This is a genomic window from Mycolicibacterium sphagni, from assembly GCF_002250655.1.
GTDB lineage: Bacteria > Actinomycetota > Actinomycetes > Mycobacteriales > Mycobacteriaceae > Mycobacterium > Mycobacterium sphagni.
Window position 1 is genome coordinate 1 of the sequence record NZ_NOZR01000003.1, and the last position, 22,380, is coordinate 22,380.

Here is a 22,380-nt window from a genome sequence, read left to right on the forward strand (position 1 = left end):
AACGAAAGCCGCCCCGGCACCAAAACCGGGGCGGCTTTCACCTGCCTCTTGACAAACAACGCCTACATATCAGCTGTTCTGGCCGACGAACTCGACGATCGCGGCGGCCACCTCCCGGTGCACCGTCTCGTTGAGGATGTCGTGATGCGCGCCGGGGAATTCCAGCAGCCGCAGCGGTTCGATCTCTTCGGCGTAGGCGCGCAGCGCGCTCACCGGCGCGATCGGGTCGAGTTCGCCGTGAATGGCCAGGGTGGGGACGGCCAGCTTCGGCAGTTCCGCGCCGAATCGGTTCCAGGCGCGGTCGAGCTCACGGGCCAGGGGCACACTGTCGGCTTCGACGAACGCAAGCGGATCGTTCACCATCGCGTCGATATAGAACGGGTCGTCCGACAGCCAGTGCGGGTCGAGGTCCAGTGAAGTATCGGTGTCGAGCAACTCCGGCACCGGCACCACTGGCGCGCCGGAGATGATCCCGGCGCGGTAGCGCTGCGGTTGGTCGAGCAAGCGGAACAACGTCACTATAGATCCGTACGAATGTCCTTGTGCGATAAGCGGAATACCCGGGTTCGCCTGCTCGGCCAGGCTGGTGAGGCTGTCGGCGAGCGCGGAGCTGTCCTCGATCCTGCCGAAGTCTCCACGTACGCCGGGCGATAGGCCATGGCCGAACTGATCGACCGCCCACAGGTCGATCCCAGCGGCGTTGAGGGCGAATCCCAGGCGGTGGTAGACGCCGGTGTGCTCGCCGAACCCGTGTAGAAAAATGACGGCCGCGCGGGGCTCCAGGGCGGCCCAGTGCCGGTAGTAGGCGTTGCCAAGCTCGTGGGAAATGAAGGGCATGCCATGAGCCCACCAGCTGCGGTGGTGTCCCGCAATAGTTGTGCTCACTGCGGTAAGACTGTGATGTGGCTGTGATCACATGCAGGCGGACGCGTCGATTGGCGTGGCCAATATGGCGAGCGCGCTGCGCAAGGTAGTCGGCACGGACCTTCAGCGGGCTTAGCGCGCCAGCCAGGGGCCCAGTCGACGCAGTGCCTCGTCGATATCGCTCGACGGGCCGGCGAACGACAGCCGCACGAACGATCCACCGCGTGCGGGGTCGAAGTCGATACCGGGAGCTATCGCTAATCCGGTGTCGGCCAAGAGCTTTTCGCAGAAGGCCAGCGAGTCCGACGTGAAGTCCGAGACGTCGGCGTACACGTAGAAGGCGCCATCAGTGGGCGCCAGCCGGGTAATGCCGATCTGACGCAGACCGGCCAGTAGCATCTCCCGATTGGCCGCATAGTGATGCAGATGGCCCTCGGCCTCGGCGACGGATTCGGGCGTGAATGCCGCCACCGCGGCGACTTGAGGCAGCACCGGCGGGCAGATGGTGAAGTTCCCGGTGAGGCAGTCCACCGCACGCCGCAACTCCTGGGGCACCAACAGCCAGCCCAGCCGCCAGCCCGTCATCGCGAAGTACTTCGAAAAGCTGTTCGCCACAACGGCATTGCGGGACGTCTGCCACGCGCACGACGTCTCGGGCGCCCCGGGATAGACCAGCCCGTGATACACCTCGTCGCTGATCAACCGCGCCCCGGTCTCGTCGCACCAGGATGCTATCGCCGCGAGCTCCTCAGGCGGGATCACCGTGCCGGTGGGATTGGCCGGGCTGGCCACGATCACGCCCTGCACCGGTGGATCCAGCTCGGACAGCAGCTGCACGGTCGGCTGGAAGCGCGTTTCGGGACCGCACGGGATCTCCACCACCTCACAGCCCAGTGCGGACAGGATGTTCCGGTAGCAGGGATAGCCCGGACTGGCGATGGCCACCCGGTCGCCGACGTCGAAGCAGGCCAGGAACGCCAGCAGGAAGCCACCCGACGACCCGGTGGTGACCACCACGTCCTCAGCGCTGACGTGCAGGCCGAACCGCGCGGCATAGGAGCCGGCGATCGCCTCGCGTAGCTCGGGGATGCCGAGCGCAACGGTGTAGCCAAGCTGATTGGCTTCCAGCGCGGCCGCCGCTGCCGCACGCACAGGTTCGGGGGCGCCGACGCTGGGTTGGCCCGCTGAGAGGTTCACCAGGTCGCCGTGGGTGCGTTGCCGTTCCGCGGCGGCCAGCCACACGTCCATCACATAGAACGGCGGTATTCCGGCTCTCAGCGCAATGCGGTTGTTCACTCCAGTCAGGCTAGAGCACTTCGGATTCGAGCCGGCGGAGTTGCTCGGACACCGACCCCAGCAACTGGGAGCTGCCGTGCGCGCGTTTGAAGTACAGCTGGATGTCGTGTTCCCAGGTGATCGCGATGCCGCCGTGCAGCTGGATGGCCTCGCCGGCCACCTTGGTGAACGCCTCGGTGGCGGCCAGGCGCGCCAGCGCCGCGCTCACCGGTGTCGGTTGTGCTAGCGCATCGCCGACGACGGCGCGGGCCGATTGCACGGCGACGTACAGGTCGGCCATCCGGTGCTTGAGCGCCTGGAAGCTACCGATCGGGCGGCCGAATTGCACGCGTTCCTTGGTGTAGTCGACGGTGAGCTCGAGGCAGCGTGCGGCCGCGCCGATCTGCTCGGCCGCCAGCAGGATTGCTGCGGTGTCGGCCAGGCCGGGATCGGTGCCGATGGTGTCGGTGGATCCGGGGGATAGGCGGGCCAGTCGGCGGGTCGGGTCCATGGCCTGCACCGCCTCGGCGGTGACGTCGCTCCACCGGGTCAGTGAGGCGCCGTCAAGCCCGACAACCACATCGGCGATATCGCCGTTGACCACATAACCGGGGTCGAACACCACCGTGCCGATGGCCTCGCCTGCGGCCAGTTGTTCGAGGGTGTCGGTGTCGGGTTCGTCGGCGGCCAGCAGTGCCAGCTCGGCCAACGTCGTTCCGAGCAACGGTGTGGGGACAAGCCCGCGAGCCAGTTCTTCGAGAACTGCTGCGGCATCGGCCAATTCGCCGCCGGCGCCGCCGAGCTCTTCGGGCACCAGCAGGGCGGCGACGCCGACCTGCTCGCAGAGCTTGCTCCACAGCGACTCGTCGTAGCCGCGTTCGGACTCCATGGCTTCGCGTACCGCGGCGGGGGAGGCGTGCTTATCGATCAGCGCGGCAACGGTGTCGCGCAGCATCTGCCGTTCTTCAGTGGATGTCATGCCAGTGCCTCCAGCAGTCGACGTCGATGGCTGGTCGGATCACCCCACGCTGAATGCAGCGCCTGTACTCGCAGCAGCCACAGCGACAGATCGTGTTCGGAGGTGAAACCGATGGCGCCGTGCGTCTGCAGCGACGACCGCGCCGCCAGCAGTGCCGCATCCGATGCGGCGGCCTTGGCCGCGCTGACATCCCGTGCGGTGTCGGGGGATCCGTCGGCCAGCGAGAGTGCCGCACCGTAGACGAGGGGACGGGCCAGCTCGACGGCGATGTGGACGTCGGCGAGCTTGTGCTTGAGCGCCTGGTAGCTGCCGATGATGCGGCCGAACTGGCTACGCTGCTTGGCGTATTCGACCGACATGTCCAGCATCGCCTGGCCGGCGCCGACCAGCTGGGCGGCGGTGGCCAGCGCCCCGAATTCGTAGGCCCGCGCCACGTCGGCGTCCTTGGCGTCGCCGGTGGCGGTGACGTCGAACAGCGTGCGGCTGGGGTCGACGGATTCGTGACCTTCGCCGACGGTGGCGTCGCTGACCCGGCCGTCTTGTGCCAGCAGTGTCAGCCCGGCGAAGTCGGCGTTCACCGCGCGCGGGACGGCCGGCGGCAACGCGACTGTCGCGATCAGTTCACCGGTGGCCAAACCGACGGAACGCTCAGCCCAATCATGCAGGCCGGCCAGCAGAATCGGTGCCACCGCAATGGATTCGGTGACCGGTCCCGGCACGTTCCAGCGGCCGAGCCGTTCGAGGGCGACCACCAGATCGACCGGGTGAGCCTCGATACCGTCGTACTTCTCCGGCACCAGCAATGCAGTGACACCCAGGTCGGTCAGCACCGACCACACCTTGCGGGCGGGCTTGGTATCGCCCTGCGCCCAGGCCCGGACTGCGCCGGGCACATCGGCGGCCCCCAGCGCGGCGTCGATGCTCGCGGCGAAATCCCGCTGCTGTTCGTCGAGTGCGAATTTCATTTGCTTTTCCCGGCGCTCTCTCTGGGCAGCCCGAGCAGGCGCTCGGCGATGATATTGCGCTGAATCTCGTTGGTGCCGGCGTAGATCGGGCCGCCCAGTGCGAACAGCAGACCCTCGGTCCATGAGTCGGTCAGCTCGGCGTCGGAACCACGAAGCTCCAATGCAGTCTGATGCAGGGCGACGTCGAGCTCCGACCAGAACACCTTGGTCACCGACGATTCAGCGCCCAGCTCACCGCCGCCGGCCACCCGTGTCACGGTGCCGAAGGTGTGCAGCCGGTAAGCCTGCGCCTTGATCCAGGCGTCAGCCACCCGGTCGGCGAACGCCGGCTCGGATCCCCGTTCGCGCCACTGCGTCACGAGCCGTTCAGCCGGCGCCAGGAACCGCGCCGGGCTGCGCAGCGACATGCCGCGCTCGTTACTCGACGTGCTCATCGCGGCGCGCCAGCCGTCGTGCACGCCGCCGATGACATCGGCATCCGGCACGAAGACGTTGTCGAAGAAGATCTCGCCGAACCCGGTGTCGCCACCGAGCTGAGCGATCGGGCGCACCGTCACGCCGTCGGCCTTCAGGTCGAACATGACATAGGTCAAGCCTTTGTGGCGCTCGGCGGACGGGTCGGACCGGAATAGTCCGAATCCCCGCTCACCGAACACCGCCCGCGAGCTCCAGATCTTCTGACCGTTGAGCAGCCAGCCGCCATCGGTCTGGGTGGCCGTCGACCGCAGTGAGGCCAGGTCGCTGCCGGACTCCGGCTCAGACCAGGCCTGAGCCCAGATCTCTTCGCCGCTGGCCATTTTCGGCAGCACACGATCGAGCTGCTCCTCGGTGCCGTGCGCGAAAAGGGTCGGGCCCAGCATCGAAGTGCCGTTGGCACTGGCGCGCCCGGGCGCGCCGGCGCGGAAGTACTCCTCCTCGTAGACCACCCACTGCAGCAAGCTGGCATCGCGGCCGCCGTATTTCTCCGGCCAGGTGATCACCGACAGGCCGGCGTCGAACAGGACGCGGTCCCAAACCCGGTGCTGTGCGAAGCCTTCGGCCGTGTCGTAGGACTTCGTCGGGAACGAGTCCGTGTTGGCCGATAGGAACGTGCGCACCTCGTTGCGGAACTCTTCGGTGGCGTCGTCGTAGCGCAGATCCATCAAACCATCTCTCGCAGTGTCGGTTTGACCACTTTGCCGCCGGGGTTTCGCGGCAGGGTCGCCACGAAGACCACCGAGCGCGGGGTCTTGAAATTGGCCAGGTGCTTCTTGGTGTAGTCGATGACGGCCTGCTCGTCGAGCTTGCTGCCATCGCGGCGGACGATGAATGCCCGGCCGACTTCGCCGAGGCGTTCGTCGGGCACGCCGATCACCGCGGCGTCGGCAACCCCGTCCAGGCGGGCCAGCACCTGCTCGATCTCGGCGGGGTAGACGTTGAAGCCGCCGCAGATGTACATGTCCTTGAGCCGGTCGGTGATTCGCAGATTTCCCGCGTCGTCGACGGTGCCGACATCACCGGTGTGCAGCCAGCCGTCGGCGTCGATCGCCGCCGCGGTGGCTTCTGGATCGTCGAGGTAGCCGAGCATCACGTTGGGGCCGCGCAGCAGTACCTCGCCGGCACCGGTCTCTGAACCCGATGTCGCCGACCCCTCAGCTCCGGGAGGGCAGTCGATGCGCAGTTCGAAGTCGGCGATCGGGCGCCCGCAGGTGGTGGCGACGGTGACGGCGTCGTCGTCGGCCCGGCACATGGTGCCGAATCCGTTGGCTTCCGTGAGCCCGTAGGCGGTCAGCACGATGTCGAAATCGAGTTCGGCCTGCATGCGCTCGATCAGCACGACAGGCACCGTGGCCGCACCGGTCACCGCGAAGCGCAACGAGCTCAGGTCGTAGTTCTTGCGCGCAGGGTGGTCCAGCAGCGTCTGGAAGATCGTCGGCGGCCCCGGCAGCACGGTGATGCGTTGCTCAGCGACCACCCGCATGGCTTGCTCGGGGTCGAAGGTGAGCTGGGGGATCAGGGTGGCGCCGGTCTGCAGACAGGCCAGGATGCCGGCTTTGTACCCGAAGTTGTGGAAGAACGGGTTGATGCACAGGTAGCGGTCCGCACTGGTCAGCTGCCCGCACGCGGCCCAGGCGGCCGGGGCGGACAGCGACTGCCGGTGGGCGCACAAAACACCTTTGCTGCGCCCGGTCGTGCCGGAGGTGAACAGCACGTCAGAGGGATCGTCGGGGCGCACCGCCGCCGCGCGCGCAGCCACCTCGGACAGCGGGGCCTGCGGCCCGGCGAGGAATTCGTCCCAGGTGCCGGCCAGGTTGGTGTCGTCGGAATCGATGGGGATGCCGACGATGTGCCGCAGCGCCGGCAGCGCGGCGCGATCAAGGTCGGCCACCCGGTCGGCACCCAGGAACCGGCCCATCCCGAACAGCACCGGCGCTTCGGTGCGCGCCAGGATGTCGGAGGCCTCGGCGGCGGTGTAGCGGGTGTTCAGTGGCACCATCACGCCGCCGGCGTACTGGATCGCCAGGCAGGCGATCACCCAGTGCCAGGTGTTGGGAGACCAGATCGCGACCCGGTCGCCGGAGGCGACACCAAGGCCGATCAGCGCTGCCGCGGCGCGGCGAACCTCCTCGCGCAGTTCGGCGAAGGTGAGGGTGCGTTCCTCGGTGACCAGGGCATCGTGGTCGGCGAAGTCGACGGCCATCCGGTCGAGCACCCCAGGTGTGGTGCGGGGCTCGGACATCCCCGGGTCGCTGCGCTCCTGCCCGCTGTACCTCGTCATCGAGACTCCTCAGGGCGTGACACCCGGCTCATCGTCACCGGGCTAACAAAGCAAGTGCTTGGTAGGTTAGCCTACAAGGGTGATCACGGTCGAGGAGTTCCGGGCGGAGGTCCGCGAGTGGCTCGCCGACAATCTGGTCGGTGAATACGCCGCGCTCAAGGGCCTCGGCGGCCCGGGTCGCGAGCATGAAGCTTACGAAGAGCGACTGGCCTGGAACCGCCACCTGGCCGCGGCGGGACTGACCTGCCTGGGCTGGCCGGTCGAACACGGCGGGCGCGGCTTGTCGGTCGCCCACCGGGTGGCCTTCTATCAGGAGTACGCGCAAGCCAACGCCCCCGACAAGGTCAATCACTTCGGTGAGGAGCTGCTCGGCCCGACGCTGATCGCGTTCGGCACGCCTGAGCAGCAGCAGCGGTTCCTGCCGAGAATCCTCGACGTCACCGAACTGTGGTGCCAGGGCTATTCCGAGCCCGGCGCGGGCAGCGACCTGGCCAACGTGGCCACCTCGGCCACCCTGGACGGTGACGAGTGGGTGATCAACGGCCAGAAGGTGTGGACGTCGCTGGCGCACTGGGCGCAGTGGTGCTTCGTGGTGGCCCGCACAGAAAAGGGCTCCAAGCGGCACGCCGGATTGTCCTACCTGCTGGTGCCGCTGGATCAGCCGGGCGTGGAGATCCGCCCGATCATCCAGCTGACCGGCGACTCGGAATTCAACGAGGTCTTCTTCACCGACGCCCGCACCGACGCCGACCTGGTCGTCGGCGAGCCCGGCGACGGCTGGCGGGTGGCGATGGGCACACTGACCTTCGAGCGCGGGGTGTCCACGCTCGGCCAGCAGATCCGTTATGCCCGTGAACTTTCCGGGGTCGTCGACCTGGCCAAGTCCAACGGCGCGATCGACGATCCACTGATCCGGGAGCGGCTCACCCGGTCCTGGGCGGGCCTGCAGACCATGCGGTCTTATGCGCTGGCGACCATGGATGTCGAGGAGCCGGGCCAAGACAACGTGTCGAAGCTGTTGTGGGCGAACTGGCATCGGGACCTCGGAGAGCTGGCCATGGACATCAAAGGCCGCTCCGGCCTGCTGATGCCCGACGGTGAGTTCGACGAATGGCAGCGGCTGTTCCTGTTCTCCCGTTCGGACACGATTTATGGCGGTTCCAACGAGATTCAGCGCAACATCATCGCCGAGCGGGTGCTCGGCCTACCTCGTGAGGTGAAGGGCTAGTGGCGTCATTGTCGGAGGTGCCCAAGGAGATCGAGGGCCACGGTCTGCTGACCGGCAAGGTCGTCGTGGTGACCGCGGCGGCGGGCACCGGCATCGGTTCGGCGACCGCACGGCGCGCGCTGCTCGAAGGTGCCGACGTCGTCGTCTCCGATCATCACGAACGCCGGCTTGGCGAAACCCGGGACCAGCTGGCCGAATTGGGCCTCGGCCGGGTCGAGGCCGTGGTGTGCGACGTCACGTCCACCGCTCAGGTCGACGCACTGATAGCCAATTCCGTGGCCGCCCTGGGTCGTCTCGATGTACTGGTGAACAACGCCGGCCTCGGTGGGGAAACCCCCGTCATCGACATGACCGACGAAGACTGGGATCGGGTGCTCAACGTCACGCTTACGTCCGTGATGCGGGCAACCCGCGCGGCGCTGCGGTACTTCCGCGATGCAGGCCACGGCGGCGTGATCGTCAACAACGCCAGCGTGCTGGGCTGGCGGGCGCAGCATTCCCAGTCGCACTACGCGGCCGCCAAGGCTGGCGTTATGGCGCTGACCCGCTGCAGCGCAATCGAAGCGGTCGAACACGGGGTGCGCATCAACGCCGTCTCGCCGAGCATCGCGCGGCACAAATTCCTGGAGAAGGTCAGCTCGACCGACCTGCTCGACCGACTCTCCGAAGGCGAGGCATTCGGCCGCGCCGCCGAGCCGTGGGAAGTGGCGGCCACCATCGCCTTCCTGGCCAGCGATTACTCGAGTTACCTTACCGGCGAAGTCATTTCGGTGTCGAGCCAACGCGCATGACCGAGCCGCCGGTCAGTCGTCGCGACGAGCTTCTGGTGCTCGCCGCGACGATGTTCGCCGAACGCGGTCTGCGCGCGACTACCGTGCGCGATATTGCCGACTCGGCGGGCATTCTGTCCGGCAGCCTGTATCACCACTTCAAGAGCAAGGAGCAGATGGTCGAGGAGGTCCTGCGGGACTTTCTGGACTGGCTGTTCGAGCGCTACGAGCAGATCATCGCCACGGAGCCCAATCCGCTGGAGCGGCTCAAGGGTTTGTTCATGACGTCGTTTGAAGCGATCGAAGACCGGCACGCGCAGGTGGTGATCTACCAGGACGAGGCCAAGCGGCTGTCGTCGCTGCCGCAGTTCGACTTCGTCGAGGCCCGTAACAAAGAACAACGCAAGATGTGGCTTGACCTACTCAACGAGGGTGTCAAGCAGGGGTACTTCCGCCCGGATATCGACGTCGACGTCGTGTACCGGTTCATCCGGGATACAACGTGGGTGTCCGTGCGTTGGTATCAACCAGGAGGACCGCTGACAGCCGAGGAAGTCGGCCGCCAATACCTCGCCATCGTCCTGGGCGGCATCGCCGCGCCCAACAACTGACAAGGAGATCGACATGGCCCCCGCATCACAGGCATACGTCATCGATGCCGTGCGCACCGCGGTCGGCAAGCGAAACGGATCGCTGGCCCCCGTCCATCCCATCGACCTCGGTGTGGTGGCGTACCGCGGCATCTTTGATCGGGTCGACGTCGACCCGGGCGCCGTTGACGACGTAGTGGCCGGCTGCCTGGACACCATCGGCCCGCAGGCCGGCAACATCGCCCGCAACACCTGGCTGGCCGCCGGCTATCCCGAAGAGGTACCCGGCGTGACCGTCGACCGGCAGTGTGGCTCGAGCCAGCAGGCGATTTCCTTTGGCGCACAGGCCATCATGGCCGGCACCGCCGACCTGATCCTGGCCGCCGGCATGCAGAACATGAGCCGTATCCCGATCTCGTCGGCGATGACAGTCGCCGAGCAGTTCGGCTTCACCTCGCCGACCAACGAGTCGGAGAACTGGCTGCACCGCTACGGCGACCAGGAGATCTCTCAGTTCCGCGGGGCGGAGATGATTGCCGAGAAGTGGGAACTGTCTCGTGAGGAGATGGAGGAGTTCTCTCTGAACAGCCACCTCAAAGCCTTCGCTGCTATCCGCAATGGGAATTTCGAGAACGAGATCGTGCCGGTCGGGGAGTTCCGCACCGACGAGGGGCCGCGCGAGTCGAGCCTCGAGAAGTTGGCCGGGCTCAAGACGCTGCGCGAGGGCGGTCGGCTGACTGCGGCCATGGCCAGCCAGATTTCCGACGGTGCCAGCGCGGTGTTGCTCGCCAGCGAGCAGGCGGTCAAGGACCACAAACTGACTCCGCGGGCCCGCATTCACCACATCAGCGCCCGCGGCGCCGATCCGGTGTTCATGCTCACCGGCCCGATCCCGGCCACCAAGTACGCGCTGGACAAGGCCGGCCTGACCATCGATGACATCGACGTCGTCGAGATCAACGAGGCGTTCGCGCCGGTGGTCATGGCCTGGCTCAAGGAGACCAAGGCCGACCCGGAGAAGGTCAACCCCAACGGCGGCGCGATCGCACTCGGTCACCCTTTGGGCGCCACTGGTGCCAAGCTGTTCGCCACCATGCTCAACGAGCTCGAGCGCCGCGGCGGTCGCTACGGCCTGCAGACAATGTGTGAGGGCGGCGGCACCGCCAACGTCACTATCATCGAACGGCTCTAACGACTTTCGCCGCCGGGCGCGCGTCAGGTGTCGTGAAGGACGACTCCGCGGATGTTGCGCCCGGCGAGCATGTCTTCGTAGGCGTTGTTGATCTCGCCCAGCTTGTACTCGTGGGTGACGGTCTCGTCGAGCAGCAGCTTGCCCTCGCGATACAGGCTGAGCAGCTTGGGGATGTCAGCGCGCGGGTTCGCTTGCCCGTAGAGGCTGCCGAGCAGGCGCTTCTGGAACAGCGTGAACATCGTCATCGGCAGTACCGGCGTCACGTCGGTCATCGCGGCCAACGCGGTCAGCACCACAGCGCCCCCCTTGCTGACGAGCTCCAGTGCGTCGTTGATCATCGGGCCTTCGACCAGCCCTACGGTCAGCAGCGCGGAGTCGGCCATGACACCGCGGGTCAGCTCCCGAACCAGCTCCGTACCTTCGGCAATGGATGTCGCGAAATGGGTGGCGCCGAACAGAAATGCCTTGTCTCGCTTGCTCTCCACGATGTCGATCACGACGATCTTCTCCGCACCGGCCAGGCGGGCACCCTGGATGGCGCCGCTGCCGATGCCGCCGCAGCCGATCACCACCACGGTGTCGCCCGGGCGCACGTCGGCGGTGTTGACCGCCGAGCCCCAGCCGGTGGTGACACCACAGCCGAGCAGGCATGCCCGGGTCAGTGGGATGTCGTCGTCGATCTTGACCAGCGACGCCTCAGGCACTGTGCCATAGGGGGCAAAAGTGCCCAAACCGATTGCGGCGTAGATGTCTTGGCCGCGGGCGTGCCGCCGGAAGGTACCGTCGGGCTGCAGGCCCATGAGGATCTCGGCACCCATATCGCACAGGTTTGATTTGCCGGTCGCGCACCACCGGCAGCGGCCGCAGGCGGGCAGGAACGCGGCGACGATGTGATCGCCGACCTTGAGGTCACGGACTCCCGGCCCGACCTCCTGCACGATGCCGGCACCTTCGTGTCCGCCGATCAAGGGGATCGGCGCCACCAGGTCACCGTCGCGGATGTGGTGATCGGAGTGGCACAGGCCGGTGGCCTCGAACGAGACGAGAACCTCGCCGTCCTTGGGGGGATCGAGCTCGACTTCCTCGACGCTCCAGTCTTGCCCGTACTCCCACAGGATGGCGGCATTCATTTTCATGATGCACAAGGTATGCCGCCGACGCCGTCCACCGACGACGAATCGTAAACCTAGCCCGCCATCGTGAGTGCCAGCCCGCTGAGCGCGACGATCCAGCTCGCGAAGCTGCCCACCAAGAAGTACTCGGTGACGTCATCGATGCCGATACCACCGTTCTCCCGGGCCTTTTGGGCATTGATCTCGGGGAACCGGATGATGCTCTTGGCTGCCACTACGGCGGTCGCGGCGGCCGGCTGCCCGGCAAGGCTCAGCCCGAAGATCAGCAGCCGCTCCATCGGGCCGAGCAGCCGCCCGCCTTTGAGCTGATCCGATGCCTGCGGCTCACCGACGGGTCTGACTGATCCCACCGACCCGAGCAGCAGCCGGACCAACTGGTTGCCGGTCACCAGTTGCAGCAGAATCACGCCCGCCACCAACACGATTCGCGTCGGGTCGGCCGCCCCCAGCCCGGTCACCTTGGCCCAGCCCGCCCAGACCTTGACCAGTCCAGCCACCGGCGAGCCGAATCCGGTGAGCACGATCAGCACCGCCAGGGCGGCGGCGAACAACACCAGCGGTGCCACCTGCCTGCGGCCCCCGACCCGCTCGGCATGGCTGCAGGACAGTTCCCACGCCACCGCCGCCACCGCGGCGGTACCGACCATAAGCAGGTCGCCGAGATGCCAGAGTCCGCACAGCGCCGCGGTGACTACCGCGACCACCGGCCCCGTGACCACGGCCGGCCAGTGACCCGTGGTCAGCCGGCGCACGATATCGGCACAGCCGATGGCGATCAACATCAGCGCGACGCCACTCATCAGACGGGCTCGGTTGTTCTTTTCGCTTCGGTCATCGGACGGCCCGCAGTTGCTCGGAGGCCAGCACCACCAAGTCCAGGCCGTCGCGCGCGGTGCGCTGCGAGACCGCTGAGCCGCTGATGCCTTCCATTGCCGCCAGTTCCTTCTTCGTCTTGTGCTCGAGCAGCCCCCGCAGCAGTCGCAGGGACCTTGCATCTATCGATCCAAGCAGGTGGTCCCGACACAACAGCGCGGCGTTGACGGCGTCGGGATCCGGTCCGGCGTCGCCGTGGCGGCGGTATGCGGTGCGTACGGTCGCCAGCGCCGGCTGCCGTTGAGTGGCCGCGGTCCATTCGATGGCTTCCCGCGCCGACCACCAACCAGGGCCGTCCTGGATACCGGTGCCGGGGTCGAGCACGGTGACCTCACCCCAGCCGATGCCGAACCGGACATCGATCTCGGGCGCCACGGCCAGCCGCACCGTTAGGGCGGCGTCGATCGCGTCGCCGACCGTCGGATAGCTGCCCTGGAACTCGTCACCGACGGTGAACGCCAGGGGAGTGCCGGTGAGCACTTCGCTGATTCGTCGATGCAAGTGGCCGCGGTCGGACGCGCGCCGCGAATCCACGACGTCGCCGATCAGCGCGGCACGCTCTGATGAAGCGTTACGCTTCACTCCAGTCATATGAAGAGTATAGCTTCATTTCAACAAAATGAAGCTATAGCTTTATTCGACGAACGCGGCGGCGGCCTGCAGGTGTTTGACGGCATCGGCGACGATGGTCTCGACCAGCTCGGCGCACGACGGCAGGTTCTCGATGATCCCGGCGACCTGCCCCGACGCCAGCACGCCCGCCTCGGTATTCCCCTCGACCAGTCCGGCCTTCAGGAGCATCGGGGTATTGGCGGCCATGAGCACCTGCGACCAGGTGAGGTCCTTGCCGTGCCGCATAGCGAGGCCATCGCGGACCATCCCGGCCCACGTCATCTGCGACATCTTCTTGAACTTGGCCGCGTTGCGCACCGCCGCAGTGAAACCGCGGATCGGCGAGCCGCTTTCCAGCTTCTCGACCAGTTCGGTGCGCAGCACCCGGTGCGGCATGCCGTCCACGCGGGTAGAGACGACGGTGCCGTCCAGCGCGGCCTTCAGATAGCGCTGCTTGACCTCTTCGGGCACAGTCGAATCCGAGGTCAACAAGAACCGCGTTCCCATCGCGACGCCCGCGGCTCCGTACGACAGTGCCGCGGCCAGACCGCGCCCGTCGAAGAAGCCACCAGCGGCGATGACCGGGATATCCACCGCGTCGAGGACCGAGGGGAGCAGAAGCGTGGTGGCCACCGGGCCGGTGTGGCCGCCGCCTTCACCGCCCTGCACGATCACGGCGTCGGCGCCCCAGCTCGCCACCTTGCGAGCGTGTTTGGCCGCGCCAACCGATGGAATCACCACGGAGCCGGCCTCTTTGAGCTTCGCGATCAGCTCCTGCTTGGGAGCCAGCGCGAACGACGCGACCTTGACGCCCTCGCGGATCATCAGGTCGACGCGATCGCCGGCATCGGCGCCGTCGGCCCGGATGTTCACCCCGAACGGACGGTCGGTGGACGCCTTCACCTTCTTGATCGCGGTCGCCAGCTCGTCGATCGTCATCGTCGCCGAGGCCAGGATGCCCAGGCCGCCGGCGTTGGACGTGGCCGACACCAGCCGGGCGCCCGCGACCCAGCCCATTCCCGTCTGCACGACGGGATGTTCGATGCCGATCAGTTCGGTCAGCGGGGTCTTGAGGTGGGCGGTCATTTGACTTCTTTGTCTCGCAACGATTTCGGGTCGATGACCTCTTGGATCAGCTTCTGCTCTTCGCCGGAGGGCAGGCGGCTGGTCTCGGCGTCACCCAGGCCGTGCACCTCGAAGGAGGTGTTCTCGGCGACCTCGTCGGGCTCGACGCCGGGGTGTAGCGACACCGCCCGCATCTGGTGGTCGGGGCCGTTGAAGTCGAACACGCCGAGGTTGGTCACCACCCGGAAGACGTTGACGAAGCGGTAGGCCGGGTTGTCCGGATCGACCTTGTCCCAGCCGATTCCGGAGACGATGTCGACGGATTCGCCGAACACCCGCTTGGAGTGGTTGCCTACCCAGTAGCTGGTGGCGTGGTTGATGGTGTTGCCCGGTGCGCCGCGCACGCCGAACATCTGCCGCGTCGGATGCTGCAGCGGGCCGAATGCCGATAAATTCTGGTTGCCGTAGCGGTCGATCTGGTTGGCGCCCATCACCACATGGCGCCGGCCCCACGAGAGCGTCTCGAAGACGCGGCCGAACGGCATCCAGCCTTCGATGGCTCCGGTGGCGCCCATCGCCGGGGTCTCGGCGTAGATGCGCGCCTCGCCGTCGGTCAGCAGGATGTCCGGGGAGAACGTCAGGCGGGCCAGCCGGGCGCCGATCGACACGATATTGGTCATCGGCGAGACCATGATTTCGCCTGCGTCGCGGAACAATTCGGCGCATGCGACGGCGCACACCTCGGCGCGGGTTGCGGAGATCATGCCTGTTCCTCCTTGAACTTACGCACGGCGGCTTGGTAATCGGCCTCACTGCCGGACAGGTAGGTCGAGACGAACTGTGCCCAGGTCTCGTCGGATGCCGCGGCTTCTGCGTAGTGGCGCTGGAACTTCTCGTCGCGGCGGTAGTCGGGCTCCGCGGTGGTGAAATGCGCACCGTTCGGCGCCTCGACGACACTGTCGACCATCATCCGGTTGATCAGAAGTGCTTGGACCGGAACGGATTTCACCAGCTCTTCGGTGGATACCACCTTCTCCACCGACAGGAGGCGCTTCTGCGCCGACATCAGGAACAGGTCGTCGAAGTAGGGGTCGATGCCGGTGTAGGCGGCATTGCCTTGTGCGTCACCGAGATTCAGGTGGGCGAACGCGACATCGAGGTTCAGGGCCGGCATGGCGACGAGTTCCTCAAAGCCGTCGCCCGTCGGGTAGGGGGACTTGACGGTCTTGAGCTCGTCACCCCAGAACGCCCTGACATCACTGCCGAGGCCAGCGCGGATCGGCAGGAAGGGCAGCCGTTGTGCTGCAGCCTGCAGCCCGCAGCGCAGCATGCCCTCGTCCACCTCGCGTGATTCGATCGCGCCGGTCGTGCGGGCCTTGGCGAACCATGGGTCGTAGAACGGCGGCGAGTCCAAGGACACGAAGCCGTAGTAGACGCGCTTGACCTTGCCCGCCGAGCACAGCAGGCCCAGATCGGGGCCGCCGTAGGTGACGACGGTCAGGTCGGTGACGCCGGTGCGCAGCAGTGCCCGCACCAATGCCATCGGCTTGCGGCGGGATCCCCAGCCGCCGATGCCGATCGTCATCCCGCTTTCGACGACCGAGACCGCCTCATCGAGTGTTGTTCTCTTATCTGCCATTTACTTGGCCCCCTTGTCCGTCCCGGCGAAGGCATCGCGGTGCTCATCGGAGACGCCCGCCAGATTCAGCTCGAACGTAAAGCCCTGCTCCATGCGATACCGCGCGTTGACCGGCTGGACGTCAATGAAATTCAGTGCCTCCTTGGCGGCGCGGATCACCCGGGTGTCCTTCGAGGCGATATCGCGGGCCACGCGCAACGCGGCTTCGTCGAGCTCGGCACGGGGAACGACCTCATGCACCGATCCGAAGTGGTGCAGCGTCTCGGCGCTCACCGTCGCGGCGGTGAAGAACAGCCGGCGCATCATGTGCTGGGGCACCAGACGGGACAGGTGAGTGGCTGCGCCCAGGGCGCCGCGCTCCACCTCGGGCAGACCGAACTTCGCGTCGTCGGACGCGACGATCACGTCGGCGTTGCCGACCAGGCCGATCCCGCCGCCGACACAGAATCCGTTGACAGCCGCTATCACCGGCACCTCGCACTCGTACACCGCGCGGAACGCGTGGAAGCACCCGCGGTTGGCGTCGATCAGTGCGGTGAAGCCCTCGGTGTTCTGCATCTCTTTGATGTCGACACCGGCGTTGAATCCGCGGCCCTCGGCGCGCAGGATCACCACGTGGGTGGCCCGGTCGCGGCCGGCGGCGGTGATGGCGTCGCCGAGTTCGAACCAGCCGCGGGAGGGGATCGCATTGACGGGGGGATAGTTCACCGTGACGGCGACAATGCCCGGCTCGACGGTGCTGGTGGTAATGGTCATCGAGATACCTGAGCCACTTCCTGGACGGGGTGAATACCTAAGCAAGCACTTGCTTGGTACGCTAGCACAGTGACCGACGCGGCTGACACGGGTATCAATCTGCAACTGAGTGGCCGGGTCGTCCTCGTGACCGGCGGCGTGCGTGGTGTCGGCGCCGGCATCAGCGGAGTCTTCGCCGCTCAGGGCGCCACCGTCATCACCTGCGCCCGGCGGCCGGTCGAGGGATCCCCGTACGAGTTCCGCGCCTGCGACATCCGCGACGACGAGGCCGTGAAGGCGCTCATCGACGGTATCGTCGCCGACCACGGTCGCCTCGACGTCGTCGTGAACAACGCGGGCGGTTCTCCCTATGTGCTCGCGGCCGATGCCTCGGCGAAGTTCAGCACCAAGATCGTGGAGCTCAACCTGCTTGGTGCGCTGTCGGTTTCGCAACATGCCAACGCCGTGATGCAGGCGCAGGACTCCGGTGGGTCGATCATCAACATCACCAGCGTGAGCGGCAGGCGCCCCACGCCGGGCACTGTCGCCTATGGGGCGGCCAAAGCCGGCATGGAGAACATGACCGCCACGCTCGCCGTGGAATGGGCCCCGAAGGTCCGGGTGAACTCCGTCGTCGTCGGGATGGTCGAGACCGAGCAGTCCGAACTCTTCTACGGCGACGCCGATTCGATTGCGGCCATCTCCAAGAACGTGCCGCTGGGCAGGTTGGCCAAACCCGAGGACATCGGCTGGGCCACTGCGTTTCTCGCCTCTTCGGCGGCGTCCTACATCAGTGGTGCGTCGCTGGAGGTACATGGTGGCGGGGAACCGCCGCATTACTTGTCGACCACCACTGCCGACATCAAATAAGGAGACAACAACAATGGGACTTCTCGACGGTCGCGTGGTCATCGTGACGGGTGCGGGCGGCGGCATCGGGCGAGCGCACGCGCTGGCCTTCGCCGCCGAGGGTGCGCGTGTGGTGGTCAATGACATCGGCGTCGGGCTCGACGGGTCACCGGCCGGCGGCGGTAGCGCCGCGCAGGGCGTCGTTGACGAAATCACCGCCGCCGGTGGGGAAGCCGTCGCCAACGGCTCCAATGTCGCCGATTGGGCGCAGTCGGCCGAGCTGATCCAGACCGCCGTCGACACCTTCGGCGGGCTCGACGTCCTGGTGAACAACGCCGGCATCGTCCGCGACCGGATGTTCGTCAACGCCACCGAAGACGAGTTCGACGCCGTCACCGCCGTGCACCTCAAGGGACACTTCGCCACCATGAAGCACGCCGGGGCGTACTGGCGCGGCCTTGTTAAGGAAGGCAAGGCCGGGGCTGATTCCCTGAACGCCCGCATCATCAACACCAGCTCGGGTGCCGGCCTGCAGGGCAGCGTCGGCCAGGCCACCTACAGCGCCGCCAAGGCGGGTATCGCCGCCCTGACGCTGGTCGCCGCCGCCGAGATGGGCCGCTTCGGCGTCACCGTCAACGCGATCGCGCCGTCGGCGCGCACCCGAATGACCGAGACCGTCTTCGCCGACATGATGGCCACGCAGGACAGCGCTTTCGACGCCATGGCGCCGGAGAACGTCTCGCCGCTGGTGGTGTGGCTCGGCAGCGTCGAGTCCAAGGACATCACCGGTCAGGTGTTCGAGGTCGAGGGCGGCATCATCCGGGTCGCCGAGGGCTGGAACCGCGGCGGGACCATCGACAAGGGTGCCCGCTGGGATCCCGCCGAACTCGGCCCGGTCGTCAACGATCTGCTGGCCAAGTCGCGCACCCCGCTGCCGGTCTTCGGCGCCTGAATTACAGCGGTTCGCATACCACCAACGGGATGCGTCGATCCGCGGCGGCCTGATAACCCTTGTACGGCGGGTAGATTCGCGTGAGCTGGCGCCAGTAGAGTCGGCGCTCGTCGTCAGTGGCGTCGCGAGCTGTCATGTCCCGAACGTTGTCGCGAATCTGGACCCGGACCTTCGGGTCGGTTTTCAGATTCAAATACCACGCAGGGTTGGCGTCGCGGCCGCCGTAGGACGCCGGCAGCACGACCAGCTCACCGTCGCTCAGATACAGCGTCGCGGTGGTGCGCGGCTGACCGGACTTGCGGCCGGTGGTCGTCACCAGCGCTGCCGGAAACCACAGCAGCTTGGCGCCCCACTTGCCATTGGTGCGGCGATAGACCGCAATGTGGGCGCGCGCGAAGTACTTCATGGCCTTCTTCAGAAGAGCCGAGTTGCGGATGCGGTGGGGGCGTTCGCTCACGCCTCTAACGTGCCCAGGATTGCCGATCGCGAATCACGACCGGGATGTGACGGACCTAGGTGCCCGCCGGGTCGCAGATGATGATCGGGATCTTCCGGTCGGTGTAGGACCGGTAGTTCGGGAAGTCCGGATACATCTCGTCGAGCTTGGGCCAGTACTCGTCGCGTTCGGCGTCGGTGGCCTCACGTGCGATGAGCGGGAACTCGCCCTTCTTGGTGCGGAACGAGACGCTGGGGTTGGCCTTGAGGTTGAGATACCACATCGGGTCGGTGGCTCGACCGCCTTGGGAGGCAACGAGAACGAACCGGTGTCCCTCCTGCAGGAACAGCAGCGGGCTTTCCCGGAGCTGGCCGGACTTGCGTCCGGTCGTCGTGAGAATGCCGACTTCCGCGCCATGCAGGAATTTGTCGCCGAAGCGCCCGTTGGTCTTCTTGAAGATCCATGTGTTGGCCTTCGACATCCACTTGATGGCCTTGCCGGCGGTGTCGGAGTTGAGGTTTTTGACCTGCTTGGGACTCAGTGGGCGAGGGGTTTTGGCCATCTGCGGAACCTATCGCGTGATGAACGGGCGAATGCTCGCCCGGATGTGGTGGATCAGGCCATCGGAGGCCGGAATCAGGAACGTCTCGTCGATATGGGCGCCGACGCGTCGTCCCGCCAGCGACGGTTTGGTGACCAGATCAAACCGGGCCCGCACCTCGTCGCCGGACACGCTGAATTCCGGTTCGGTGACCGATGCGATGACCTTGTACTGCAGACCATTGTTGAGGCTGCGGCGCAAGTGATTTCCGGAGAAGCCGGTCTTGAGCCCGACCTCGATCCGGGTGCAGCCCGGGGCGAACGGAACTTTGTCGGCCTGGTGGCTGGCCAGAGCGTCGATATAGGCCCGCGCCGCAGCGATCCGATCCGCTTCAGTTGCCACTAGATCCGCTCGATGATGGTGCCCGTCGACAACGCGCCGCCGGCACACATGGTGATCAGGGCAGTGCTCTGGTCGGTGCGCTCCAGCTCATGCAGCGCGGTGGTGATCAACCGGCTGCCGGTGCTGCCGACAGGGTGGCCCAGCGCGATGGCGCCGCCGTTGACGTTGACCTTTTCCATGTCGGCCTCGTGTACCTGGGCCCAGCTCAGCACCACCGACGCGAACGCCTCGTTGATCTCGACCAGGTCGATATCGCCCAGCTTCATGCCGGCCTTCTCCAGGACCCGGGCGGTGGACTGCACGGGGCCGTCGAGGTGGTAGTAGGTCTCGGAGCCGACGAGGGCCTGGCTGACGATGCGCGCCCGCGGCTTCAACCCCAGCGCCCGGGCCTTGTCTTCGTCCATCCACAGCACCGCGGCAGCGCCGTCGGAAATCTGCGAAGAGGTGCCCGCGGTGTGGATCGCGCCTTCCATCACCGGCTTGAGCCCGGCCAGCCCCTCCATCGTGGTATCCCGCAGACCCTGGTCGCGGCTGACGATGTGCCGTTCCGCGGTGGGCCGCTTGTTCTCGTCGATCACCGGCGCCTCGATCGGGGAGATCTCCCGGTCGAAACGGTGCTCGTCCCAGGCCCGCTTGGCTCGTTGCTGCGAGAGGAACCCGAGGTGGTCGAGGTCGTCGCGCGTGATCCCGCGACGCTTGGCGATCCGCTCGGCGGCGGTGAACTGATCGGGCATGTCGATATCCCACGACGCGGCGCGGATCAGCGACCGGTCCGGCCCGGCGTTGGCGCCAAGACCGACGCGGCTCATCGCTTCGATACCGCAGGCGATGCCGACGTCGATGGCGCCGGCGGCAATCAGTCCGGCGATCAGGTGATTGGCCTGCTGCGCGCTGCCGCATTGGCAGTCGACGGTCGTCGCACCGATCTGCTCGGGCAAGCCCGCGGTCAGCCACGCCACCCGGGTGATGTTGTTGGACTGCTCGCCGTACTGGGTGACGCAACCACCGATGACCTGCTCGACCTCGTTGGCGTCGATACCGGCCTTGTCGATCACGGCCTTTTGAACGGCGCCCAACAATTCGGTCGCATGCAGGCCGGACAGCCAACCGCCCCGCTTACCGATCGGGCTGCGGGTGGCTTCGACGATGACAGGATTACCCATGAGGTCAGGCTAGAACACGTTCCATTACTCTGACAAGCGAGGATGCCGCGGTGCCTTTTGTCTGCGGTGAAGCCATGTTTTACTGGCACTAGAACACGTCATATTGAGGAGCGCATGACCATGCCAACCCCCAACATCCCGCCCGGCTTCGACTTCCTGGACCCCGACCTCTGTGTCCAGCGGCTGCCGGTCGAGGAACTCGCCGAGCTGCGCAAGGTCGCGCCGATCTGGTGGTGCGAACAGGCTATCGGTAAGGGTGGCTTCAACGACGGCGGCTACTGGGTCGTCTCCAAGCACAAGGACGTCAAGGAAGTCTCGCGCCGTAATGACGTCTTCCTCAGCAATGACAACACTGCGATCCCGCAATTCCCGGACGAGATGGCGCGCGAAGACATCGACCTGCAAAAGGTCGTGATGCTCAACATGGACGGCGAGTACCACGACCGGTTGCGCCGAATCATCTCCAAGGGTTTCACCCCGCGGGCGATCAATCAGCTGCGCGACGAGCTCGACCGTCGGGCCCAGAACATCGCCAAGGAGGCCGCCGCCCAGGGCAGCGGGGACTTCGTCGAGCAGGTGGCCTGCGAGCTGCCGCTGCAGGCTATCGCCGATTTGCTGGGTGTGCCCCAGGAGGATCGAGACAAGCTGTTCCGCTGGTCGAACGAGATGACCGGCAACAGTGACGAGGAATTCGACGTCGACCCCAAGCAGTCGTCGATGGAGGTGCTGGCCTACGCCATGCACATGGCCGAGGTGAAGGGCAAGAACCCCGGCGACGATATCGTCACCGCGCTGATCAACGCCGACATCGACGGCGAGAAGCTCTCCGACGACGAGTTCGGCTTCTTCGTCATGATGCTGGCTGTCGCCGGCAACGAGACCACCCGCAACTCGATCACGCACGGGATGATCGCCTTCGCGAACAACCCCGACCAGTGGGAGCTCTACAAGAAGGAGCGCCCGGAGACCGCGGCCGACGAGATCGTCCGCTGGGCTACTCCGGTCACCGCCTTCCAGCGCACCGCTGCCGAAGATGTCGAATTGTCCGGCGTGCAGATCAAGAAGGGCCAGCGGGTGGTCATGTTCTACCGCTCGGCTAACTTCGACGAAGAAGTCTTCGAAGATCCGTACTCGTTCAACATCCTGCGCAACCCCAACCCGCACGTGGGCTTCGGTGGCACCGGGGTGCACTACTGCGTCGGGGCGAACCTCGCCAGGATGACGATCAACCTCATCTTCAACGCCGTCGCCGACCACATGCCCGATCTCACCTCCGCGGGAACGCCGGAGCGGTTACGTTCGGGGTGGCTCAACGCAATCAAGCACTGGCAGGTCGACTACACCGGAGCTTCGGCTTAA

At 66.3% G+C, this 22,380-nt stretch carries 24 protein-coding genes; 7 read left to right on the forward strand and 17 right to left on the reverse strand.

Features of this window, described 5'->3' with window-relative positions; genetic code table 11:
• Positions 1 to 69 precede the first annotated feature (69 nt).
• The 6 genes from CG716_RS03855 to fadD3 form a co-directional block, all read right to left on the reverse strand.
• Positions 70 to 837 (reverse strand): alpha/beta fold hydrolase, encoded by a 768-nt coding sequence (locus tag CG716_RS03855; RefSeq protein WP_094476658.1) that lies wholly within the window; start codon positions 835 to 837, stop codon positions 70 to 72.
• A gap of 159 nt (positions 838 to 996) precedes the next feature.
• Complete coding sequence (locus tag CG716_RS03860) at positions 997 to 2,160, reverse strand: pyridoxal phosphate-dependent aminotransferase (RefSeq protein ID WP_094476660.1); 1,164 nt, start codon at positions 2,158 to 2,160, stop codon at positions 997 to 999.
• Between the two features lie 10 nt (positions 2,161 to 2,170).
• Entirely contained in the window at positions 2,171 to 3,118 is a 948-nt protein-coding gene (ipdE2, locus tag CG716_RS03865; protein ID WP_094476662.1) for an acyl-CoA dehydrogenase IpdE2, read from the reverse strand.
• Positions 3,115 to 4,083 (reverse strand): acyl-CoA dehydrogenase family protein, encoded by a 969-nt coding sequence (locus CG716_RS03870; protein ID WP_094476664.1) that lies wholly within the window; start codon positions 4,081 to 4,083, stop codon positions 3,115 to 3,117. Before CG716_RS03870 ends, ipdE2 begins: the two co-directional genes overlap by 4 nt.
• Entirely contained in the window at positions 4,080 to 5,225 is a 1,146-nt protein-coding gene (locus tag CG716_RS03875; RefSeq protein WP_094476666.1) for an acyl-CoA dehydrogenase family protein, read from the reverse strand. Before CG716_RS03875 ends, CG716_RS03870 begins: the two co-directional genes overlap by 4 nt.
• Complete coding sequence (gene fadD3, locus CG716_RS03880) at positions 5,225 to 6,841, reverse strand: 3-((3aS,4S,7aS)-7a-methyl-1,5-dioxo-octahydro-1H-inden-4-yl)propanoate--CoA ligase FadD3 (RefSeq protein WP_420093169.1); 1,617 nt, start codon at positions 6,839 to 6,841, stop codon at positions 5,225 to 5,227. Before fadD3 ends, CG716_RS03875 begins: the two co-directional genes overlap by 1 nt.
• A 79-nt stretch (positions 6,842 to 6,920) precedes the next feature.
• Here fadD3 and ipdE1 point away from each other — a divergent pair, with 79 nt between their 5' ends.
• Genes ipdE1 through fadA6 form a run of 4 tightly spaced genes read left to right on the forward strand, consistent with a single transcriptional unit; the run spans position 6,921 to position 10,621 of the window.
• Positions 6,921 to 8,069, forward strand: a complete 1,149-nt coding sequence (gene ipdE1 / locus CG716_RS03885) for an acyl-CoA dehydrogenase IpdE1 (protein ID WP_094476670.1) — start codon at positions 6,921 to 6,923, stop codon at positions 8,067 to 8,069.
• A complete protein-coding gene (ipdF, locus tag CG716_RS03890; RefSeq protein ID WP_094476672.1) occupies positions 8,069 to 8,860 on the forward strand; it encodes a (5R,7aS)-5-hydroxy-7a-methyl-1-oxo-2,3,5,6,7,7a-hexahydro-1H-indene-carboxyl-CoA reductase in 792 nt (263 codons plus the stop codon). The genes ipdE1 and ipdF overlap by 1 nt, the downstream gene beginning before the upstream one ends.
• Positions 8,857 to 9,450 carry a TetR family transcriptional regulator KstR2 gene (gene kstR2 / locus CG716_RS03895; RefSeq protein WP_094476674.1) on the forward strand — a complete coding sequence of 198 codons (594 nt, stop codon included), beginning with the start codon at positions 8,857 to 8,859 and terminating at the stop codon, positions 9,448 to 9,450. Before ipdF ends, kstR2 begins: the two co-directional genes overlap by 4 nt.
• 13 nt (positions 9,451 to 9,463) lie before the next feature.
• Complete coding sequence (gene fadA6 / locus CG716_RS03900) at positions 9,464 to 10,621, forward strand: steroid 3-ketoacyl-CoA thiolase FadA6 (RefSeq protein WP_094476676.1); 1,158 nt, start codon at positions 9,464 to 9,466, stop codon at positions 10,619 to 10,621.
• Positions 10,622 to 10,644: 23 nt separating this feature from the next.
• On the opposite strand, the gene CG716_RS03905 is transcribed toward fadA6, so the two are convergent.
• The 7 genes from CG716_RS03905 to echA20 are packed head-to-tail and all read right to left on the reverse strand — an operon-like array spanning position 10,645 to position 16,699.
• Positions 10,645 to 11,757 carry an NDMA-dependent alcohol dehydrogenase gene (locus CG716_RS03905; RefSeq protein ID WP_094476678.1) on the reverse strand — a complete coding sequence of 371 codons (1,113 nt, stop codon included), beginning with the start codon at positions 11,755 to 11,757 and terminating at the stop codon, positions 10,645 to 10,647.
• A gap of 50 nt (positions 11,758 to 11,807) precedes the next feature.
• Complete coding sequence (locus tag CG716_RS03910; protein ID WP_094476680.1) at positions 11,808 to 12,554, reverse strand: hypothetical protein; 747 nt, start codon at positions 12,552 to 12,554, stop codon at positions 11,808 to 11,810.
• Positions 12,555 to 12,585: 31 nt separating this feature from the next.
• A complete protein-coding gene (locus tag CG716_RS03915) occupies positions 12,586 to 13,218 on the reverse strand; it encodes a SatD family protein (protein WP_094476682.1) in 633 nt (210 codons plus the stop codon).
• A 42-nt stretch (positions 13,219 to 13,260) separates the two neighbouring features.
• Positions 13,261 to 14,325 (reverse strand): (3aS,4S,5R,7aS)-5-hydroxy-7a-methyl-1-oxo-octahydro-1H-indene-4-carboxyl-CoA dehydrogenase, encoded by a 1,065-nt coding sequence (gene ipdC / locus CG716_RS03920; RefSeq protein WP_094476684.1) that lies wholly within the window; start codon positions 14,323 to 14,325, stop codon positions 13,261 to 13,263.
• Positions 14,322 to 15,068 carry a cholesterol ring-cleaving hydrolase subunit IpdB gene (gene ipdB / locus CG716_RS03925; protein WP_094476686.1) on the reverse strand — a complete coding sequence of 249 codons (747 nt, stop codon included), beginning with the start codon at positions 15,066 to 15,068 and terminating at the stop codon, positions 14,322 to 14,324. Before ipdB ends, ipdC begins: the two co-directional genes overlap by 4 nt.
• The gene (gene ipdA / locus CG716_RS03930; RefSeq protein ID WP_094476688.1) at positions 15,065 to 15,943 is read right to left on the reverse strand and encodes a cholesterol ring-cleaving hydrolase subunit IpdA; all 879 of its coding nucleotides are present in this window, start codon (positions 15,941 to 15,943) and stop codon (positions 15,065 to 15,067) included. Before ipdA ends, ipdB begins: the two co-directional genes overlap by 4 nt.
• Entirely contained in the window at positions 15,944 to 16,699 is a 756-nt protein-coding gene (gene echA20 / locus CG716_RS03935) for a (7aS)-7a-methyl-1,5-dioxo-2,3,5,6,7,7a-hexahydro-1H-indene-carboxyl-CoA hydrolase (protein ID WP_094476690.1), read from the reverse strand.
• A gap of 69 nt (positions 16,700 to 16,768) precedes the next feature.
• On the opposite strand from echA20, the gene CG716_RS03940 reads away from it, so the two are divergent.
• Together CG716_RS03940 and CG716_RS03945 are read left to right on the forward strand one after the other, a co-directional pair.
• Positions 16,769 to 17,548: an SDR family oxidoreductase gene (locus CG716_RS03940; RefSeq protein ID WP_094476692.1), complete on the forward strand. Its 780-nt coding sequence runs from the start codon at positions 16,769 to 16,771 to the stop codon at positions 17,546 to 17,548.
• A gap of 13 nt (positions 17,549 to 17,561) precedes the next feature.
• The gene (locus CG716_RS03945) at positions 17,562 to 18,479 is read left to right on the forward strand and encodes an SDR family oxidoreductase (protein ID WP_094476694.1); all 918 of its coding nucleotides are present in this window, start codon (positions 17,562 to 17,564) and stop codon (positions 18,477 to 18,479) included.
• 1 nt (position 18,480) lies between these two features.
• Here the strand turns inward: CG716_RS03945 and CG716_RS03950 are convergent, their stop codons facing one another.
• Genes CG716_RS03950 through CG716_RS03965 form a run of 4 tightly spaced genes read right to left on the reverse strand, consistent with a single transcriptional unit; the run spans position 18,481 to position 21,021 of the window.
• Positions 18,481 to 18,936: a nitroreductase family deazaflavin-dependent oxidoreductase gene (locus CG716_RS03950; RefSeq protein WP_272938266.1), complete on the reverse strand. Its 456-nt coding sequence runs from the start codon at positions 18,934 to 18,936 to the stop codon at positions 18,481 to 18,483.
• 55 nt (positions 18,937 to 18,991) lie between these two features.
• Positions 18,992 to 19,477, reverse strand: a complete 486-nt coding sequence (locus CG716_RS03955) for a nitroreductase family deazaflavin-dependent oxidoreductase (protein WP_094476696.1) — start codon at positions 19,475 to 19,477, stop codon at positions 18,992 to 18,994.
• A gap of 9 nt (positions 19,478 to 19,486) precedes the next feature.
• Positions 19,487 to 19,858, reverse strand: a complete 372-nt coding sequence (locus CG716_RS03960) for a DUF8021 domain-containing protein (RefSeq protein ID WP_165774017.1) — start codon at positions 19,856 to 19,858, stop codon at positions 19,487 to 19,489.
• Entirely contained in the window at positions 19,858 to 21,021 is a 1,164-nt protein-coding gene (locus CG716_RS03965; protein WP_094476700.1) for a steroid 3-ketoacyl-CoA thiolase, read from the reverse strand. The genes CG716_RS03960 and CG716_RS03965 overlap by 1 nt, the downstream gene beginning before the upstream one ends.
• A gap of 120 nt (positions 21,022 to 21,141) precedes the next feature.
• Here CG716_RS03965 and CG716_RS03970 point away from each other — a divergent pair, with 120 nt between their 5' ends.
• Positions 21,142 to 22,380, forward strand: coding sequence for a cytochrome P450 (locus CG716_RS03970; protein ID WP_094477323.1), 1,239 nt, complete (start codon positions 21,142 to 21,144; stop codon positions 22,378 to 22,380).

Bases quoted from the DNA above. Each gene is read 5' to 3' on its own strand.
- CG716_RS03855 (WP_094476658.1), bottom strand. From the start codon at position 837: ATGCCCTTCATTTCCCACGAGCTTGGCAACGCCTACTACCGGCACTGG.
- ipdE2 (WP_094476662.1), bottom strand. From the start codon at position 3,118: ATGACATCCACTGAAGAACGGCAGATGCTGCGCGACACCGTTGCCGCG.
- CG716_RS03870 (WP_094476664.1), bottom strand. From the start codon at position 4,083: ATGAAATTCGCACTCGACGAACAGCAGCGGGATTTCGCCGCGAGCATC.
- CG716_RS03875 (WP_094476666.1), bottom strand. From the start codon at position 5,225: ATGGATCTGCGCTACGACGACGCCACCGAAGAGTTCCGCAACGAGGTG.
- fadD3 (WP_420093169.1), bottom strand. From the start codon at position 6,841: ATGACGAGGTACAGCGGGCAGGAGCGCAGCGACCCGGGGATGTCCGAG.
- kstR2 (WP_094476674.1), top strand. From the start codon at position 8,857: ATGACCGAGCCGCCGGTCAGTCGTCGCGACGAGCTTCTGGTGCTCGCC.
- fadA6 (WP_094476676.1), top strand. From the start codon at position 9,464: ATGGCCCCCGCATCACAGGCATACGTCATCGATGCCGTGCGCACCGCG.
- CG716_RS03905 (WP_094476678.1), bottom strand. From the start codon at position 11,757: ATGAAAATGAATGCCGCCATCCTGTGGGAGTACGGGCAAGACTGGAGC.
- CG716_RS03910 (WP_094476680.1), bottom strand. From the start codon at position 12,554: ATGAGTGGCGTCGCGCTGATGTTGATCGCCATCGGCTGTGCCGATATC.
- CG716_RS03915 (WP_094476682.1), bottom strand. From the start codon at position 13,218: ATGACTGGAGTGAAGCGTAACGCTTCATCAGAGCGTGCCGCGCTGATC.
- ipdC (WP_094476684.1), bottom strand. From the start codon at position 14,325: ATGACCGCCCACCTCAAGACCCCGCTGACCGAACTGATCGGCATCGAA.
- ipdB (WP_094476686.1), bottom strand. From the start codon at position 15,068: ATGATCTCCGCAACCCGCGCCGAGGTGTGCGCCGTCGCATGCGCCGAA.
- ipdA (WP_094476688.1), bottom strand. From the start codon at position 15,943: ATGGCAGATAAGAGAACAACACTCGATGAGGCGGTCTCGGTCGTCGAA.
- echA20 (WP_094476690.1), bottom strand. From the start codon at position 16,699: ATGACCATTACCACCAGCACCGTCGAGCCGGGCATTGTCGCCGTCACG.
- CG716_RS03945 (WP_094476694.1), top strand. From the start codon at position 17,562: ATGGGACTTCTCGACGGTCGCGTGGTCATCGTGACGGGTGCGGGCGGC.
- CG716_RS03955 (WP_094476696.1), bottom strand. From the start codon at position 19,477: ATGGCCAAAACCCCTCGCCCACTGAGTCCCAAGCAGGTCAAAAACCTC.
- CG716_RS03965 (WP_094476700.1), bottom strand. From the start codon at position 21,021: ATGGGTAATCCTGTCATCGTCGAAGCCACCCGCAGCCCGATCGGTAAG.
- CG716_RS03970 (WP_094477323.1), top strand. From the start codon at position 21,142: ATGCCAACCCCCAACATCCCGCCCGGCTTCGACTTCCTGGACCCCGAC.